This window comes from Sphingomonas sp. CFBP 13733 (assembly GCF_014841795.1).
GTDB lineage: Bacteria > Pseudomonadota > Alphaproteobacteria > Sphingomonadales > Sphingomonadaceae > Sphingomonas > Sphingomonas aerolata.
The window spans coordinates 420,678-437,805 of the sequence record NZ_JACYUP010000002.1 but is presented as its reverse complement, the minus strand read 5'-3'; the positions used below and the strand labels follow the sequence as shown (position 1 = coordinate 437,805).

General features: G+C 67.3%; 12 protein-coding genes. 7 read left to right on the top strand and 5 right to left on the bottom strand.

Going from position 1 to position 17,128, the window contains the following annotated elements; genetic code table 11:
• Positions 1–2: 2 nt before the first annotated feature.
• Positions 3–572, bottom strand: coding sequence for a F0F1 ATP synthase subunit delta (locus IFT71_RS06185; protein WP_031394433.1), 570 nt, complete (start codon positions 570–572; stop codon positions 3–5).
• A gap of 327 nt (positions 573–899) precedes the next feature.
• Between IFT71_RS06185 and IFT71_RS06180 the strand changes: the two genes are divergently transcribed.
• Together IFT71_RS06180 and IFT71_RS06175 are read left to right on the top strand one after the other, a co-directional pair.
• Entirely contained in the window at positions 900–1,577 is a 678-nt protein-coding gene (locus IFT71_RS06180) for a dienelactone hydrolase family protein (RefSeq protein ID WP_192139733.1), read from the top strand.
• 78 nt (positions 1,578–1,655) lie between these two features.
• Entirely contained in the window at positions 1,656–2,741 is a 1,086-nt protein-coding gene (locus IFT71_RS06175) for a bifunctional transcriptional activator/DNA repair enzyme AdaA (protein ID WP_192139731.1), read from the top strand.
• 27 nt (positions 2,742–2,768) lie between these two features.
• On the opposite strand, the gene IFT71_RS06170 is transcribed toward IFT71_RS06175, so the two are convergent.
• Together IFT71_RS06170 and IFT71_RS06165 are read right to left on the bottom strand one after the other, a co-directional pair.
• The gene (locus IFT71_RS06170) at positions 2,769–4,313 is read right to left on the bottom strand and encodes a hypothetical protein (RefSeq protein ID WP_192139729.1); all 1,545 of its coding nucleotides are present in this window, start codon (positions 4,311–4,313) and stop codon (positions 2,769–2,771) included.
• 122 nt (positions 4,314–4,435) lie between these two features.
• Positions 4,436–5,953, bottom strand: a complete 1,518-nt coding sequence (locus tag IFT71_RS06165) for a S1C family serine protease (protein WP_192139727.1) — start codon at positions 5,951–5,953, stop codon at positions 4,436–4,438.
• A 131-nt stretch (positions 5,954–6,084) separates the two neighbouring features.
• On the opposite strand from IFT71_RS06165, the gene IFT71_RS06160 reads away from it, so the two are divergent.
• The 4 genes from IFT71_RS06160 to IFT71_RS06145 all read left to right on the top strand — a co-directional run bounded on the left by IFT71_RS06160 (position 6,085) and on the right by IFT71_RS06145 (position 12,176).
• Positions 6,085–7,611: a CpaF family protein gene (locus tag IFT71_RS06160; RefSeq protein WP_166746812.1), complete on the top strand. Its 1,527-nt coding sequence runs from the start codon at positions 6,085–6,087 to the stop codon at positions 7,609–7,611.
• 306 nt (positions 7,612–7,917) lie between these two features.
• Positions 7,918–9,123, top strand: coding sequence for a glycosyltransferase 87 family protein (locus tag IFT71_RS06155; RefSeq protein ID WP_342212621.1), 1,206 nt, complete (start codon positions 7,918–7,920; stop codon positions 9,121–9,123).
• Positions 9,124–9,384: 261 nt separating this feature from the next.
• Positions 9,385–10,650 (top strand): PDZ domain-containing protein, encoded by a 1,266-nt coding sequence (locus IFT71_RS06150; RefSeq protein WP_244654785.1) that lies wholly within the window; start codon positions 9,385–9,387, stop codon positions 10,648–10,650.
• Entirely contained in the window at positions 10,650–12,176 is a 1,527-nt protein-coding gene (locus IFT71_RS06145; RefSeq protein ID WP_192139723.1) for a hypothetical protein, read from the top strand. Before IFT71_RS06150 ends, IFT71_RS06145 begins: the two co-directional genes overlap by 1 nt.
• On the opposite strand, the gene IFT71_RS06140 is transcribed toward IFT71_RS06145, so the two are convergent.
• Complete coding sequence (locus IFT71_RS06140; protein WP_192139721.1) at positions 12,128–13,711, bottom strand: amidase; 1,584 nt, start codon at positions 13,709–13,711, stop codon at positions 12,128–12,130. The genes IFT71_RS06145 and IFT71_RS06140 overlap by 49 nt on opposite strands.
• 63 nt (positions 13,712–13,774) lie before the next feature.
• Entirely contained in the window at positions 13,775–14,605 is an 831-nt protein-coding gene (locus IFT71_RS06135) for a ferredoxin--NADP reductase (RefSeq protein WP_192139719.1), read from the bottom strand.
• A gap of 301 nt (positions 14,606–14,906) precedes the next feature.
• Between IFT71_RS06135 and uvrB the strand changes: the two genes are divergently transcribed.
• Positions 14,907–17,105, top strand: a complete 2,199-nt coding sequence (gene uvrB / locus IFT71_RS06130) for an excinuclease ABC subunit UvrB (RefSeq protein ID WP_031395810.1) — start codon at positions 14,907–14,909, stop codon at positions 17,103–17,105.
• Positions 17,106–17,128 lie beyond the last annotated feature (23 nt).

The following is a 17,128-nucleotide window of genomic DNA, read 5'->3' as shown; positions in this document are numbered from 1 at the left end:
GGTCAGCCTTTCATCGCCTGCGCGAGCGTGTTCAAACGGGTGCGGATCGACGAATCGATCATCTGGCTGCCGACGCGGACGACAAGTCCGCCCAGCAGCGATGGGTCGACGTTGAGGTCGACGGAAACTTCACGGCCGACCCGCTGGCGGAGCTGATGCTTCAGCTCGATCACCTGCTCTTCGGACAGCGGATGCGCAGAGGTCACTTCGGCTGCGATCTCGCCGCGATGCTGCGCGGCAAGCGTGCGATACGCCTTGATGATCTTGGCCAGCGCGCCGAGCCGGTGGTTCTCGGCCAGCACGCCCAGGAAATTCTTCGTGGTCGCATCGACGCCGAGTTCGTCGGCGACGGCGGAGATCGCCTTCACCGCCGCGCCGCGCGATACCATCGGGCTCGTCGTGAGGTCGCGGAGCGTGTCGGACTGCGCCAGCGCGTCGCGCACGGTCGACAGGCTCTGCTCGACCGCGTCGATCGTCTTGGCGTCACGCGCCAGTTCGAACAGGGCGAGCGCATAACGCCCACCTAAGCTCGCCTGGATAGCGCCGCCGCCGTTACCGGGAAGTGTCTCCACGGACCTGTCAATCCTCGTCTGAAACCGAATGTCGCCGTCCCACAAGGGAAGAGGGCGCGAAAGCACCTCTACCGGGACGCGGCGCGGGTAGCATCGGGTTCCACCATTGGCAAGCCGGGCGGGCGGCCGAGACGACTGGTTTGTGACTGTTTTGTCATCGGCAGATGGTTGGAAGGCCCCACCTCGCCCTCTTCATCATACCCGCGCAGGCGGGGATCCATATCCTCCGGACCCAGCGTATTCATCGCAGGGCCTGCCACTATGGGCTCCCGCCTCCGCGGGAATGACGATAATGGCCCGAACAGGATCACACGACAAGGAATCGGAATGACCGGCACGATGGAAACGATGACCATGTCCGACGGCGCGACGATCGCGGTCTATCATGCGCAGCCGACGGGAGACCGTCGCGGCGGTCTCGTCCTCGTGCAAGAGATCTTCGGCGTCACCGACCATATCCGCGATCTGTGCGACGACTATGCGGCCGATGGCTATGATGTGCTGGCACCCGCCCTGTTCGACCGCGAGCATCCGGGCTTCGAGGCGGACTATTCGGGTGACGGCCTCGCCCGCGGGATCGAGCTTGCGCGGCAGCTCCATCCGTTCGAACTGTCGCTGACCGACGTTCAGACCTGCATCGACTCGCTCGCCCCCGCCGGGCCCGTGTTCGTCGTCGGCTATTGCTATGGGGGGTCGGTCGCGTGGTTCGCCGCTACCCGCCTCACCGGCGTGGCCGCCGCGAGCGGCTATTATGGCAGCATGATCCCGGCGGCGGCCGACGAAGAGCCCAAGGTCCCCGTCATCCTCCATTTCGGCCGCCGCGATCACGGCATTCCGATGGAGGGCGTCGAGCAGGTGATCGCCAAGGACTGGCCGAACGCGACGGTCCATGTCTACGAGGCGGGCCACGGCTTCAACTCGGATCGCCGCAAGGATTATCACGAGCCGAGCGCCGATCTTGCGAAGGCACGCACGCTTGCGCTGTTCCACGCGAACGGCGGCTGAGAAGCGCGGGCGTCTGCTCCCCGGTTTGACCGCAAGCCGCGGGATGCAGCGCCCTGACCGACGCGCTACACCCTGTCCATGACACACACCGCCCCAGATCCGGACACCGCCTGGACCGCCTTTGCCAACCGGGACCGGGCGTGGGACGGTCGGTTCATCGTCGCGGTGAAGACCACCGGTATCTATTGCAAGCCGAGCTGTCCGGCTCGCCATCCCAGACGCGAGAATGTCGTCTTCCATGATGACCCGGCCAGCGCCCGAGCGGCCGGGTTCCGGGCCTGCCTTCGCTGTACCCCGGACACGGTGGGGCGCGACCGGATCGCGGTCGCCGCCGCCGTCGCGTTGCTCGAAGCCACGGACGACCGCCTTTCGCTCGACCGACTCGCGGCGCAGGCGGGCTATGCGCCGCATCATTTCCACCGACTGTTCAAGCGCGCGACCGGGGTCACGCCAGCCGCCTACGCCCGCGGCCTGCGCAGCGCACGCGCCGCCGACGCGCTGACCCGGGAGGCCCACGTCGCAGCCGCGATCTACGATGCGGGCTATGCCGCTCCGAGTCGCTTCTATGCCGGCGCCGCGTCGCGCATGGGGATGCCGCCGAGCGTCTGGGCGCGCGGCGGCGACGGGGTCCGGATCCGCTGGACGGTCGTCGCGACCAGCCTCGGGCCGCTGCTGATCGCCGCGACCGATACGGGGCTGTGCCGCGTGGCGTTCGACGAGGACGCGGCCGCCCTCGTCGAACGCTTTCCCCGCGCGATCGTCACGCCCGGCGATACGGCACTCGCCGATCTCGCGGCGCGCGTCGTCGCCAGCGTCGAATCACCCGAGCGCCAGCACGACCTTCCGCTCGACGTCCGCGGCACCGCGTTCCAGGAGGCGGTCTGGCAGGCACTCGCCTGCATCCCCGCGGGCGAGACGCGCACCTATACGCAACTCGCCGCTGCCGCCGGCACCCCGGCCGCGGTCCGCGCAGTCGGCAGCGCGTGCGGCGCCAATCCGATCGCCATCCTCATCCCCTGCCACCGCGCGCTTCGCACCGACGGGACACTCGGCGGCTACGCCTATGGGCTCGACCGCAAACGTGCGCTGCTGGCGAAAGAGGCGCCGCGCGAACCCGCCCTGTCGCCCGCACATTCAGGCGATCCCCGACCGTCGACATCGTGACGAGGGTCGGGGTCCGCGCCCTCGCCGCTAATTCGCCGGTGTCGGCCCAGACGGCGTCGCCGCCACCGTCTCCCCCCGTGCCTTTGCAAGCGCGAGCATCGCCGCGGGCCCCGTCACGCCGGTATCGAGGATCGCGATCAGCCGCGCCGCCGGGTTGTCTGCCGACTGGTGCGGGTCATAGGCGAGCGGGCGCAGTGCGCGTCGGGCAGCATCGGTCTGACCATCCATGATCGCCTGCGCCGCGACCTTGAAGCGTAGCGCCGGGTCCTGCGGCACCAGCTCGAGCGCGCGACCGATCCCCAGGATCGCGGCCGCGCTGGGAGCCTCGCCCGCCGCGGCGAAGCTGTCATAATAGAGCGACAGCGCCTCGGCATCGTCGGGCGCCTGGCGATTGGCCGTGACGATCCAGCGCCGCGCCGCACCCCATGCTGAAGCGTCGCGCGGCGTCGACGCAGCGGCGCGCCGCATCATCACCTGCGCCTTGTACAGCATCGCCTGGCGCGACGTCGGATCGGCGGCGAGCGCGCGGTCGGCAGCAGCCAGTGCCGCATCGTCCTGCCCCGCATCATACGCCATCTCCGCCAACCAGCCCTGCGCCAGCGCATCATCGGGAAAGGCCGCCGCGATCCGGGCGGCGCGCGCGAAGATCGGTGCGGCGGTGGCACGATTGACGCCGCGCTCCGACTGCATCCGCAGCTCGACCATCGCCGCGGCGCCCGGCGACAACGGCGTCACGACCACCGGCGCGACGGGCAGCTTATCATACGCGATTCGCAGCCCCGGGATGCGCGACTGGCGCAGATACGCATCGAGCGCCTTGTCGAGCGTGCGCAAGTCGCCGAACGCCGCAGTGGCCGCAGCAACGCTCGGCGTCCCCGCGTTCAGCGCGGTCAGATACTGCTGGAACTGCCGGCCGCGCGCCGCGTCGAACATCAGATAGTGCGTCAGCAACCAGCCGCGCCCGTACATCACCCCGCGCTGCTCGTCGGTCAGCTTCTGCCCGGTCGCGAACAAGGTCGCCGCAGGCACCAGCTTCGCCGCGAGCAGGCTGTACGCCCGGTGCTGCGCCGCGCCGCCGAGCTGGACATACTCCTTCTCGAACGCGGCGGTCGAGACGAACTCGGCATAGCCCTCGGAGAACCATGCCGGATAGGCGGCGGCGTAATTGCCCAGCAGGAAGTGATGCGCATATTCGTGGAACAGGACGATCTGCGGAATCCCGCCGCCGCGCGTCGAACGACTACCGTCCCCGCCCTCGTCGATCCGCGGGGTGAAGGCGACCGACCCGGTCGCGCGCGGCAGGTAGAATCCGGCGATGCCGCGATCGCCCGACAATCGGCGGATCGCCGCGACGTCGTTCGCGACATAGACGGTGACGCGGTTCGCGCCCTTCGCACCGGTGCCCTCCGGCGTGCGGTGGAGATGCCGGATCGCCCCGTCGAACTGCTCGAGCCGCGTCGCCATCGTCGTGAGCGCGGCGGGCGACATGTCGGCATAGATCTCGAAATGATCGGAGGTCGCGTGCGCCCATTTCGCCGCTGCCGGCGTCCAGGCCGCGACCAGTCCCGCCATGATCGTAACGCTCCACGCCACCCCATGCCTAACTCTGTGCATTACCCGCATCGCCATCCCCCTCGACACCGCCATCCTGCCATGCGGATCAGCGCGTGCCGAGGGGGTAAACGAGGTCGCGATCAGTCTGCCGACGCGCAAGAATAGACGAGCTTCTCGTTGGGCAGCGGCGGCAGCGTGGCCCGGACTGCCGACTGCTGGCCGACCAGCCGGGTGATCGCCGCCGGATCGGTCGTGCACTGCCCCGGCGTGTCGCCACGCGCCGCCCGCGCCGAGGTCATCCCCGCCGCCGACATCAGATAGCGCGTATTGGCGTAGGTGCGCGTCGCCGGGTCGAACGATAGTAGCGACACCGTCTGCTCTGCCTCGGGCACCAGCACGCGTTCCCACCGGCCATTGCCCGCGACATATTGGGTCTTGCCGTTGACGCAGCCACCCGCGCCCCAGCTGAGCGGCACGTCTTCGCTCGACGAGATCGTGATCCGGCTCCGTTCGGGGATCAGCCGGCACACCAGCCGGCCGAGCGCCTTATCCGCGACCACCGGCCCCGAGCGCGCGACGGACGCCGCGGGAAGGTCGACCGCGCCCGACGGCCTGGCCATGAACACGACGATCGCCGCGACCACCGCGACGCCACCGCCTGCTGCCGTCCAGATCGCCGCACGCCGCCGGCCGCGCGATTCGAGCAGCCCCGCCGCACCGATCCCGAGCGCGCCTGCGACCAGCAGCAGCCCCGCGATCGCCATGACGTTCTCGCGCCGGCGCTCCGCCTCGATACGCGCCTGTTCCAGCGCGCGTTCACGCGACAGCGCCGCCTGCGTCGCCACATCACGCCGCGCCGCCGCCGCATCGGCCGCCGCGCGCACGTCTGCGTCGCTGTCCTGCCGCAAGCGCTCCTCTATCGAGGTGCACGGCGTTCCGACCGCAGTATAGGGCTGCTTCGACTCGCGCAGGAACGCGGCGAGTTCGGTATCCGCAATCGCGAAACCGAACGTCGAATCACCCTCCTCGCCGCGGGTGATCGCGGAATTGACGCCGATCACCCGCCCGCACCGGTCGAGCAGCGGTCCGCCCGAATTGCCGCGCGCGATATTGGCGGTGTGCAACAGCACCTCGACATCGCTCAGACTGCGCCGGCCCGAGAACACGCCCTCCGACCGCACCGGGCTGGTCGGCCGGATATAGTCCGCGGCCGAGCGCGCGGTGGCAAGGTCGACGTTGCCGGGAAAGCCCAGCGACACCACCGCCCCGCCCTCATCGATCGGCCCCGTATACAGCGCGGTCTGCGGCAGGCGCGCGCCGGTGAACTCGATCAGCGCCAGATCGCGCTGCACGTCATAGGCAATCACCTTGCCCTGATAGGATTTGTCCCCCTCAGTCGGCACAACGCCGACGACGACATTGTCGGGATAGCGTTCCGCCAGCTCGACGACATGCGCGTTGGTGACGATCCGGTTGGGCGCGACTGCGAAGCCGCTGCCATGACCGAAGCCGACGACCTGATCGTCGACCACCGCGATCGTCACGACACGCACGACCCCTCGCCCGGTCGCGCTGATGTCGTCGGCGCTGGCGGGGGCGGCGATGCCGATGAGCGCGGCGAGCGGGAGGACGAGCAGGGATAGCAGGCGGATCAGCATGCGCCCCCCTTATCCGCCCGCGCGCCGCGGCAGAACCCGTTTCCGGACGCCGCGCGGTCGCCGACCGATTGGTTAGCGAATTGGCAAGGCTTCGCCGGTAACCCCGGCATTAACGATCGAGGGACTGGTGCATGAGCGCGTTCGGACGACGCAGTGGGATGAGTGGCGGAACGGCAGCGCGGCCCGCGTTCGGCGTCGCGCGACCGATGCAGGGCGGCGGCCCCGCCCCGCGACCCGATCCCGAAGGCGGCGCGCAGTTCCCTGCGCTCGACACCCTCCTGCCGATGCCCGGCGAGACCGAGGGCGGCGTGCCGATCGGCCAGGTCGACGCGATGCAGCGACTCGCCGATCGCCAGGCCGCGTCGGGCGACGCGGGCGCGAGCAAGGTCGAGGGCTTCGAACAGTCGATCCACAAGATCAAGGAACAGGTGCTCCCCCGCCTGCTCGAACGCGTCGATCCCGAGGCTGCGGCAACGCTCGGCAAGGACGAGCTGGCGGAGGAATTCCGCCCGATCATCGGCGAGGTGCTCGCCGAGCTGAAGCTGACGCTCAACCGCCGCGAACAGTTCGCTCTCGAAAAGGTATTGGTCGACGAGCTGCTCGGGCTCGGGCCGCTCGAGGAATTACTGGCGGATCCGAACATCACCGACATCATGGTGAACGGCCCCGAACAGACCTATGTCGAGCGCAAGGGCAAGCTCGAGCTCGCGCCGATCCAGTTCCGCGACGAGGAGCATCTGTTCCAGATCGCGCAGCGGATCGTGAACTCGGTCGGCCGCCGCGTCGACCAGACCACGCCGCTCGCCGACGCCCGCCTCAAGGACGGCAGCCGCGTCAACGTGATCGTGCCGCCGCTGAGCTTGCGCGGCACCGCGATCTCGATTCGTAAGTTTTCGGCCAAGCCGATCACGCTCGACATGATGGCCGGGTTCGGCAGCATGAGCCCCAAGATGGCGACCGCGCTGAAGATCGCCGGTGCCTCGCGGTTCAACGTCGTCATTTCGGGCGGTACCGGCTCGGGTAAGACGACGATGCTCAACGCGCTGTCGAAGATGATCGACCCGGGCGAGCGCGTGCTGACGATCGAGGACGCCGCCGAGCTTCGCCTGCAGCAGCCGCACTGGCTGCCGCTCGAAACCCGCCCCGCCAATCTGGAGGGCCAGGGCGAGATCAGCATCCGCGATCTCGTCAAGAACGCGCTGCGTATGCGCCCCGACCGAATCATCCTGGGCGAAATCCGTGGCTCCGAGTGTTTCGACATGCTCGCGGCGATGAACACCGGTCACGACGGCTCGATGTGCACGCTCCACGCCAACTCCCCGCGCGAGGCGCTCGCGCGTATGGAGAACATGGTGATGATGTCGGACATCAAGGTGCCCAAGGAGGCGATCTCGCGTCAGATCGCCGATTCGGTCGAGCTGATCATCCAGGTGAAGCGCCTGCGCGACGGCTCGCGCCGCGTCACCAACATCACCGAAGTCATCGGCATGGAGGGCCCCGTGATCGTCACGCAGGAGTTGTTCAAGTTCGAATATCTCGACGAGAGCGCGGACGGCAAGATCCTCGGCGAATACCGCTCGATGGGCCTGCGTCCTTACACGCTCGACAAGGCCAAGCAGTTCGGTTTCGATCAGGCCTATCTCGAAGCCTGTCTCTGATCCCTGCTGACCGCATAAAGGACAGGTGGTTGAGACCGTGCTAGAAATGCCATTCTGTGTGTGCCCAGTTCCGGACATTCAGGTCGTCTGCGCGACTACCCAACTATTGTCGTTTATTGATTTTAATCTGATGAACTTGTTCGAGTTGTTTTACCCGTCCTCCGAACGGTGATTGTAAAGCGAGCGGCGGACCGTCCGGCCCAAGAGCGCGCCAGCGTTATCAGCGTCGATATGCACCACCAACCTCCATCCAGCTTAGCTTTTCTCGTTCGTCACCGAATGGTGTTGTTGTGTGCACTGTTGATCGTGCTGGGCTTGGCCGAACGGCTTGCATTTTTGCCGGTGCGCACGTCGGACATGGGGATCTATCAAACGCCATGGTTGCAGGCTGCCGAACGGGCAGGCGGAAGCTATCTGCGACACAAGTTCACTAACTACACGCCATTCTATGAACATTGCATGGCGCTCATGGCGCTGTTTCCCGGAACCGCGGTCCTGCGGATCAAGATCTCTGGAGTATTGTTTGACGGGATGCTGGCATTTACCGTCACGCGTCTCGTGCCGCGAGGCAGACGACTGCTCGCCGCGGCAGTTACGCTGGCGCTGCCGACCATCGCGATGAATTCGGCCCTGCTCGCCCAGTCCGATGCGATCTATGGGGCCATGGTCGCTGCTTGCATCGCCGCTGCTCTGCGAAAGAAGCCGGTATGGGCAATGCTTGCCTTCTCGGCTGCCATTGCGGTCAAACTGCAGGCGCTTTTGGTCGCACCGTTGCTTGTGCTGCTGTGGCTGGACCGTCGCCAACCTTTATGTTCGTTTGCGCTTGTCCCGCTCACGTACGTGCTGTTCGCGCTGCCCATGGCCATGGCGGGCCGTTCAGCGATCGAGATCTTTGGCGTCTACAGCCAGCAATACGACTTTTTTGCAATCCTGTCCGTCAATGCGCCGAATGTCTGGCAGGTCGGGCAGAGCATGATGAGTTACGAACGCGGCCTGATGCTGGGCCTGCCCTGCGCGGTGATGCTGACGGGTACTGCCATTCTGCTGCTATGGCGCGCAGGCACGCTGCATGCGCGCAACGGGCTTCTGTTGGCTGCGGCGATCCTGCTGATCATTGTCCCCTACGTCACACCTAAAATGCATGATCGATACTTCTATCTGGTCGATCCGGTTATGGTAGCGCTGGCTTGCCGTGACCGTCGTTTCCTTGCACCCATGCTCCTCGCCCAAACAGCGTCTCTCCTGTCCTATGTGCCATTCATTGCCGACAGCTACATCGCGTTTGACCCGGTATGGGGCCGCGCCGGCGAGGTCGCGCAGGTAACCAGGCTCAATTACGGGATACTGCCCCTGTTCGGCGCCGTTGCGATGGGGGCTGCGCTGATCCTGTTGATGGGTGAGGCGTACCGGTGTGCCAAATGGGACACCGGCATTCTACGACGCTGGCCTTTGGGGGGGCGGTTTTCAGGCTTATCGCTTCGCGGACGACGGGCGGCACTCGCTGTCGGGTAGGCGGTAGGCGTCTGACGGACAACGCCGCCGTCGTCAGGAGCGACGGGACAAGCGTCGGACCATTGCAATGGAAGCGTAAGACAGCTGCAGGAAGGGCAGACAGCGCACTCTTACGTGCGAGCGGCGCACCAGTCTGGATGAACGGCGCCGACAAACTGCGGCTTCACCAGACGCCGCCCGGCCGGTTTCCTCTCTAGCCTACCTGCCCCCGAGGGAGGTGCAGCTTGTAAGGCCCCGCCAACGCGCTAGGGACGGGTGCACATGCGTATGCTTACCCTCGCCATCGTCCCGCTATTGGCGGTTCTGAGCGTTTCGGCGCGGCAGCCGGCATCGCAGGCCGTGCCCGAGGCCAATCCGTCCGGTTCCACCCCCGGCACATCCCCCGGCCCCGCCACTTCCCCCGCCGACCGCGACCAGGGCGTCGCCCGGCTCGCCGCCGATACCGAGACACGCTGGGTGCCGTTCGACCTGACGCCGGGCAATCAGATCCGGTTCGCGATGCAGATCGACGGGCGCAGCATCACCGCGATCCTCGATACGGGGGTCAGTTATACTTTGCTTGCCGACACCTCCCCCGCGGTGGTCCGCCGCGCGCTGAAGCCCGGCGGGCGGGCGAGCGCGATCGGCGGGTCGGTCGCGCTGCGCTGGATGCCGACGCGGTCGATCGCGCTCGGCGGTCTGACGCGCAGCGGCGGCGGTGTGAGCGTCGCCGCCCTCCCTGCGCTCGCGACCGGCAGCGCGACCGCGGTCGACCTGCTGGTCGGGCGCGACCTGCTCGCCGCGCACGCGCTCGACATCGATTATGCCGCGCGCCGCTTCCGGCTGATCCCGACCGGGCGGCTGCCCTTTGCGGGCGAGACCGCGCCGCTGACGATCTCGTCCGATCGACGCGTCTATGAAAGCGCGATCCGGATTGGCACGCACGCGCTGGCGCCGATCGTCGTCGATACCGGCGATGGATCGGCGATCACCGTGACCGCGGCGGGCTGGCGCCGCGCCGCACCGCCGGGGCTGCCGACCACCACCGCGATCGCCTATGGGCTCGGCGGCTCGGTCGTCAGCGGCCTCGCGATCGCCCCCGAGATCCGCGTCGGCACGCTCGTCGCGCGCGACACCGAGGTGCGGATCGAACCCGAGGCGGGCTTTTCGCAGTCGATCGGCGCCGCCGGGCGGCTCGGCTCGGGGTTTCTCCAGCATTATCGCGTGCTGCTCGACCCGAGCGCGGCGCGGATGGTCCTGCGCCGCGGCGACGTCGCCGATCCCCGCCCGATCCGATCGACCAGCGGTCTGCTCATGGGGGTCGAAAGCAACCGGCTGAAGGTCCTGCACGTGATGCGCGGCGGCCCGGCCGAGGCGACCGGGTGGCAGGTCGGCGACCTGATCTGTTCGATCGACGGCCAGCCCATTCCCCGCGACTATCCAGCCAGCCCGCTGGCGAACTGGACTATCCGCCCGCCCGGCAGCGTCGTCCGGCTCGGGCTGTGCGACGGTACGACGCGCACACTGACGCTCAGGACTTTCTACTGATGACATCGGCCACGACTGCATCGTCCGGATCCCGCTGGACGCCCGCGCTGATCCTGCTGATGATCGCGCTGGCGATCCGCGCCTGGGATTTCGGCAATCCGGTGATTGCCGTCGACGAGCAATATTATCTGCTGGTCGGCGACCGGATGCTGCACGGCGCGATCCCCTTTGTCGACATCTGGGATCGCAAGCCGATCGGGCTGTTCCTGCTGTTCGCGGCGATCCGCCTGCTCCCCGGCGACGGAATCCTCGCCTATCAGCTCGTCGCGACCGGCTGCGCCTGGCTGACTGCGGTCCTCGTTCATCACGGCGCGATGCGGATCGGCGCGACGCGGCGTGGTGCGCTGGCGGCGGGAGCGACCTATCTGGCCGGGCTGTCGCTGCTCAGCGGCGGCGGCGGACAGGCGCCGGTCTTCTACAATCTGCCGATCGCCATCGCCGCGCTGCTGACCTTCCGCCTGCCCGCACTCGCAGCGGCGAACGACCGCCGCGCGATCGTGCGTGGCGGCGCGCTGGCCTGCCTGCTCGCAGGGATCGCGATCCAGATGAAATACACGCCCGCCTTCGAAGGCGCGTTCTTCGGGCTGGCGCATCTCTGGTTCCACCGCCGCACCGGCGCGCCGGTCTCAGCGACGCTGGGCGCGGCGCTGCTGTGGATCGCCGTCGGGCTCGCGCCGTCGCTCGCCGCGCTCGGCTGGTACACCGCGCACGACCTGTTCGCGACCTTCTGGTTCTCCAACGTCACCTCGATCTTCCTGCGCCCCGGCTATCCGCTCGCGCAGGTGGTGATGCGACTGCTCGGCATCCTCATCCAGCTGCTGCCGCTGATCGCCGCCGCCGCGATCACCTGGCATCGCCGCGCGCATCTCGGGATCGACCGTGCGGTCGCGCGGCTCGCCTTTGGCTGGCTGATCGCGGCGTCGCTCGGCTTTCTCGCGATCGGAACCTTCTTCGATCATTACGGCCTGCCGCTGGTCGCGCCGCTGGCGATCGCCGCCGCGCCCGCGCTGTCACGCCATGCCAAGCTGCTCGCGATCGCGCTGATCGTCCCCTTTACGATCCTCGCGGTCGAACGCGTCGTCCGGCGCGACGACGCCGACGGCGCCTATGCGCTGGCCCGCATCGTCCAGGCGAACAGCGGCGACGAATGCCCCTATGTGTTCCGCGGCGACACCGTCACCTATCTGCTCGCACGGACCTGCGTACCGACGCCCTACGCCTTTCCCAACCTGCTCAGCCTGTCGACCGAGCAAGGCGCGACCGGGATCGACGAGGCGGCCGAGGTGCGCCGCATCCTCGCCAACCGTCCGCCGGTGATCGTCACCTCGACGCGCCGCCTGTCGATCTGGAACGTCGGCAGCCTGCGCGCGCTGAAGGCGACGCTCGCGAGCGACTATCGCCTCGTCTTTACCACGCGCCGGCTGAAGGATCGCAGCGCCGTCTATCTGCGCAACGACCGCGTGTTCGTCGCGCCCGGTCAGCGGGCCCCGTCGAGTCCGGTGCCCACCGCCGCCGACGGCAGGTAACGCGGCGCGGTCCGCGCCTTGGCCCGCTGTTCATAGGCATAGCCTGCGTTCAGCACCGTGCCGTCGCCGTAGCGTGTCGCGATGAACGACAGCCCGACCGGCAGTCCGCGGACCAGCCCCATCGGCACGGTCAGGTTGGGATAGCCGGCGACCGCGGGCAGTTCGCTCGCGCTCGGCCCGCCATATTGGTCGCCGTACACTGGCTCGCTGAGCCAGGCGGGACCATAGGTCGGCTCGACCAGCACCGTCGCCCGTGCGGCCTTCAGCATCGCGTCGATCCCCTCGGCGCCCGCCAGCCGGAGCGATTTCGTACGTGCCGCCTTATAGGCCGGGTCGTCGAGCCCCTTGGTCTTGGCCGCCGCCTCGAACGTCTCCTGCGCGAAGAACGGCATCTCCGCTGCTTCATTGGCGCGATTGAACGCGATCACCTGGTCGAGCGTCCGGGTCCGCACCGCCGCGGGGGTGGTCGCGAGATAGGTGTCGAGATCGGCCTTCAGCTCGGTCTGGAGTACCAGCAGCTCCGCCTCGCCGATCCCGTCGAGCTTGGGCTGCTTGACCTCGACGAGCACCGCGCCCGCGGCCTTGAGCACGCCCAGCGCGACCTCGTACCGCGCCGCGACGTCCGCGGTCATCTCGGGCCGGACGACCCCGATCCGCAACCCCGACAGCGCGCTCGTCGACAGGGCGGCGGCATAGTCGCGCTTGTACGCGCCCGCCCCCGCGGTCGCGGCATCCGCCGGATCCGCCGCGATCATCGCCGAGAACATCGTCGCCACGTCGCGCACGCTGCGCGCCATCGGCCCCGGCGTGTCCTGGCTATGGCTGATCGGCACGACATGCGTGCGACTGACCAGCCCGATCGTCGGCTTCAGCCCGACCAGCCCGTTGATCGATGACGGGCACACGACCGAGCCATCGGTTTCCGTGCCGATCGCGGCCGCAGCAAAGCTCGCCGCGATCGCTGCGCCCGACCCGCTCGACGATCCGCATGCGGTCCGATCGAGCGCATAGGGATTGCGGACCAGCCCGCCGACCGCGCTCCACCCGCTCATCGACCGGGTCGAGCGGATGTTCGCCCATTCGCTGAGGTTGGTCTTGCCGAGAATCACCGCCCCCGCCGCGCGCAGCTGCGCGACCACCGGCGCGTCGCGGCGCGTCATATTGTCCTTGAGCGCCAGGCTGCCCGCGGTGGTCGGCATCGCGTCGGCGGTCTCGACATTGTCCTTGATCAGCACCGGCACGCCGTGCAGCGGCCCGCGCACCCGCCCCGCCCGACGCTCGGCGTCGAGCGCCTTGGCCTGGGCCAGCGCGTCGGGATTGAGCGCGATCACGCTGCGCAGCATCGGCCCCTTGCGGTCCATCGCCGCGATCCGCGCGAGATATGCCCGGACCAGATCGACGCTGCTCGCCGTCCTCGCCGTCATGCTCGCCTGGAGCTGATCGATCGAGCGTTCCTCGACCGCGACGGTCCTAGCCACCGCCGCCATTGGCATGGCGGCGGTGGCGAGCAGGATTCCGGTGGTGATATGGCGCATTTTCAGTCCCCCTTTGGCCTGACGCTATCGGGGATCGGGCGGCGCGCCAAGCGCCCTGCCGGGTCAGCCGACGAAGGCGCGCTCGATCACGAAAGTACCGGGCTTGGAATTCGCGCCCTCCTCGAAGCCCTGCGCCTCGAGCATCACCGCGAATTCCTTGATCATCTCGGTCGATCCGCACAGCATCGCTCGGTCGGTCTCGGGGTTCAGCTTCTGGTCACCGCGCACCGGATGACCGAACAGCGACGCGTCCTCGATCAGCGCACCGATCCGCCGCGTGGTGCGGAAGGGCTCGCGCGTCACGGTCGGGATGTAGTGGAACTGGGTGGCCGCCTCCTCGGCGATCAGCGGATCCTCGGCGAGCAAGGCGACCATCTCGTCGTGATAGGCAAGGTCGCTGACGCGGCGCACGCTGTGCACGACGATCACCTGCTCATACGCCGAATAGACATCGGGATCGCGCATCAGGCTGAGGAACGGGGCGAGGCCGGTGCCGGTCGAGAACATGAACAACCGCTTGCCCGGGAGCAGCGCGTCGAGCACCAAAGTGCCCGTCGGCTTCTTGCCCAGATACAGTTCGTCGCCCGGCTGGATCAGCTGGAGCTTCGAGGTCAGCGGGCCGTCCTCGACCTTGATCGATAGGAATTCGAGCTCTTCCGAATAATGCGGGCTCGCGATCGAATAGGCGCGCATGATCGGCTTGCCACCGTCCTGGGGGAGGCCGATCATCACGAATTCGCCCGAGCGGAAGCGGAAGGTCGACGGGCGCTCGATCGCGAAACTAAACAGATGCTCGTTCCAGTGGCGCACCCAGAGGACCTTGGCGTTGAGAAACGCGGGCGTTTCGGGGATCAGCGCGGGCGCGCGCGTTTCGGCGACGATAGGGGCGGTCATGCGTTTTCCTTGGCCTGCGCGGGGGGGCGTTGGCGGATCGATGGCTTGCGAAACGATCGCATTATTGGCGCGCGGGGTATGGGTCAACAACAGCAAAGCTTGGGGGGGCACAAAGCACGCCGCAACAAAACGCTCGTCATTCCCGCGCAGGCGGGAATCCAGACTGGCAACGCTCTCCCTTAAATTGCTGACAGCGTAGGTTATGGATCCCCGCCTGCGCGGGGATGACGAGTGGTTAGTGGAATGATGGAGCATCTAACGACGTTGCCGTCGCCGCGTCTGTTCCCCATATTCCCGCTCGATGGCCATCCAGATCCGCACCAGCCTCGCCGAACCCGAAACCGGCGACACCTTCGTCCCGCACCGCCCGACCGCGCGCCCCGCAAAGGTCGAGGGTGGCAAGCGGTTCAAGCTCGTCAGCGACTACGCCCCTGCGGGCGACCAGCCGACCGCGATCGCCGAACTCGTCTCGGCGATCGGCGAGGGCGAGAAGGACCAGGTGCTGCTCGGCGTCACCGGCTCGGGCAAGACCTTTACGATGGCGAGCGTGATCGAACGCGTGCAGCGGCCTGCGCTGATCCTCGCGCCGAACAAGATCCTTGCGGCGCAGCTCTACGGCGAGATGAAGTCGTTTTTTCCCGACAACGCGGTCGAATATTTCGTCAGCTATTACGATTATTACCAGCCCGAAGCGTATGTCGCGCGGTCGGACACCTATATCGAGAAGGAGTCCTCGACCAACGAGTCGATCGACCGGATGCGGCATTCGGCGACGCGCGCGCTGCTCGAACGTGACGACGTGATTATCGTCGCGTCGGTATCGTGCCTGTACGGCATCGGCTCGGTCGAGACCTATTCGGCGATGATCTTCGACTTGAAAAAGGGCACGACGGTCGACCAGCGCGAGATCGTGCGCAAGCTCGTCGCGCTTCAGTACAAGCGCAACGACGCGGCGTTCCAGCGCGGCAATTTTCGCGTGAAGGGCGACACGCTCGAGATCTTCCCGTCGCATTACGAGGACAGCGCGTGGCGCATCTCGTTCTTCGGCGACGATATCGAGGAGATCACCGAGTTCGACCCGCTGACCGGCAAGAAGGTCGCGTCGCTCAACTCGGTGCGCGTCTATGCGAACTCGCACTACGTGACCCCCGGCCCGACGCTGAAACAGGCGGGCGAGGCGATCAAGCATGAGCTGGCCGAGCGGCTGAAGGAACTGGTGCTCGAGGGCAAGCTGCTCGAGGCGCAGCGTCTGGAGCAGCGGACGAACTTCGACCTCGAGATGATCGCGGCGACGGGCAGCTGTGCGGGGATCGAGAATTACAGCCGCTTCCTCACCGGCCGCATGCCGGGTGAGCCGCCACCTACGCTATTCGAATATCTGCCCGACAACGCGCTGCTGTTCGTCGATGAGAGCCATGTAACGATCGGCCAGATCAACGGGATGTCGCGGGGCGATCACCGCCGCAAGCTGACGCTGGCCGAATATGGCTTCCGCCTGCCGTCGGCGATCGACAACCGGCCGCTCAGGTTCAACGAATGGGACGCGATGCGCCCGCCGACGACCTATGTCTCGGCGACGCCGGGCAGCTGGGAGATGGAGCAGACCGGCGGCGTGTTCGCGGAACAGGTCATCCGCCCGACCGGGCTGATCGATCCGCCCGTCGAGATCAAACCAGTCGAGGAGCAGGTGCAGGACCTGATCGTCGAGGTCGGGAAGACGACGGCTCTAGGGTATCGCACGCTCGTCACGACGCTGACCAAGCGGATGGCAGAGGATCTGACCGAGTATATGCATGAGGCGGGGATCAAGGTCCGCTACATGCACAGCGACGTCGAGACGCTCGAGCGTATCGAGTTGATCCGCGACCTGCGGCTCGGCGTGTACGACGTGCTGATCGGCATCAACCTGCTGCGCGAGGGGTTGGACATTCCCGAATGCGGGCTGGTCGCGATCCTCGATGCGGACAAGGAGGGGTTCCTTCGGTCCGAAACCTCACTGATCCAGACGATTGGGCGCGCGGCGCGGAACGTCGACGGGCGCGTAATCCTGTACGCCGACCGCGTCACGGGCTCTATGGAGCGCGCGATGAACGAGACGGCTCGGCGCCGCGAGAAGCAGGTCGCGTACAACACCGAGCACGGCATCACGCCGACGACGATCCGCCGCAACATCGGCGACATCATCGCGCACGTGGCGAGCCAGGATCAGGTCACCGTCCCGATAGACGAGGACCGCCCGCACATGGTCGGACATAACCTGCGTGCGTATATCGAGGATCTTGAGAAGCAGATGCGCAAGGCCGCGTCGGATCTGGAGTTCGAGACCGCCGGGCGGCTGCGCGACGAAATCCGGCAGCTGGAGAACGAGGAACTTGGCCTGCCGGTGGACCAGCAAAAGGCGCCGGTCATGGGCCGCTCGAACGAAGGCAAGCCGGGCACGCGCAAGACGCGCTACGGGAAGAGCCAGAAGATGCGAATGGGTGGCTCGCGCTCGCGTTAAACCGCCTACCTCCGTTTTCGTCA

What these genes read in the sequence shown, in the direction of transcription:
- IFT71_RS06180 (WP_192139733.1), top strand. Translation starts at nt 900, where the DNA reads ATGACCGGCACGATGGAAACGATGACCATGTCCGACGGCGCGACGATC.
- IFT71_RS06175 (WP_192139731.1), top strand. Translation starts at nt 1,656, where the DNA reads ATGACACACACCGCCCCAGATCCGGACACCGCCTGGACCGCCTTTGCC.
- IFT71_RS06170 (WP_192139729.1), bottom strand. Translation starts at nt 4,313, where the DNA reads ATGGCGGGACTGGTCGCGGCCTGGACGCCGGCAGCGGCGAAATGGGCG.
- IFT71_RS06165 (WP_192139727.1), bottom strand. Translation starts at nt 5,953, where the DNA reads ATGCTGATCCGCCTGCTATCCCTGCTCGTCCTCCCGCTCGCCGCGCTC.
- IFT71_RS06160 (WP_166746812.1), top strand. Translation starts at nt 6,085, where the DNA reads ATGAGCGCGTTCGGACGACGCAGTGGGATGAGTGGCGGAACGGCAGCG.
- IFT71_RS06150 (WP_244654785.1), top strand. Translation starts at nt 9,385, where the DNA reads ATGCGTATGCTTACCCTCGCCATCGTCCCGCTATTGGCGGTTCTGAGC.
- IFT71_RS06145 (WP_192139723.1), top strand. Translation starts at nt 10,650, where the DNA reads ATGACATCGGCCACGACTGCATCGTCCGGATCCCGCTGGACGCCCGCG.
- IFT71_RS06140 (WP_192139721.1), bottom strand. Translation starts at nt 13,711, where the DNA reads ATGCGCCATATCACCACCGGAATCCTGCTCGCCACCGCCGCCATGCCA.
- IFT71_RS06135 (WP_192139719.1), bottom strand. Translation starts at nt 14,605, where the DNA reads ATGACCGCCCCTATCGTCGCCGAAACGCGCGCGCCCGCGCTGATCCCC.
- uvrB (WP_031395810.1), top strand. Translation starts at nt 14,907, where the DNA reads ATGGCCATCCAGATCCGCACCAGCCTCGCCGAACCCGAAACCGGCGAC.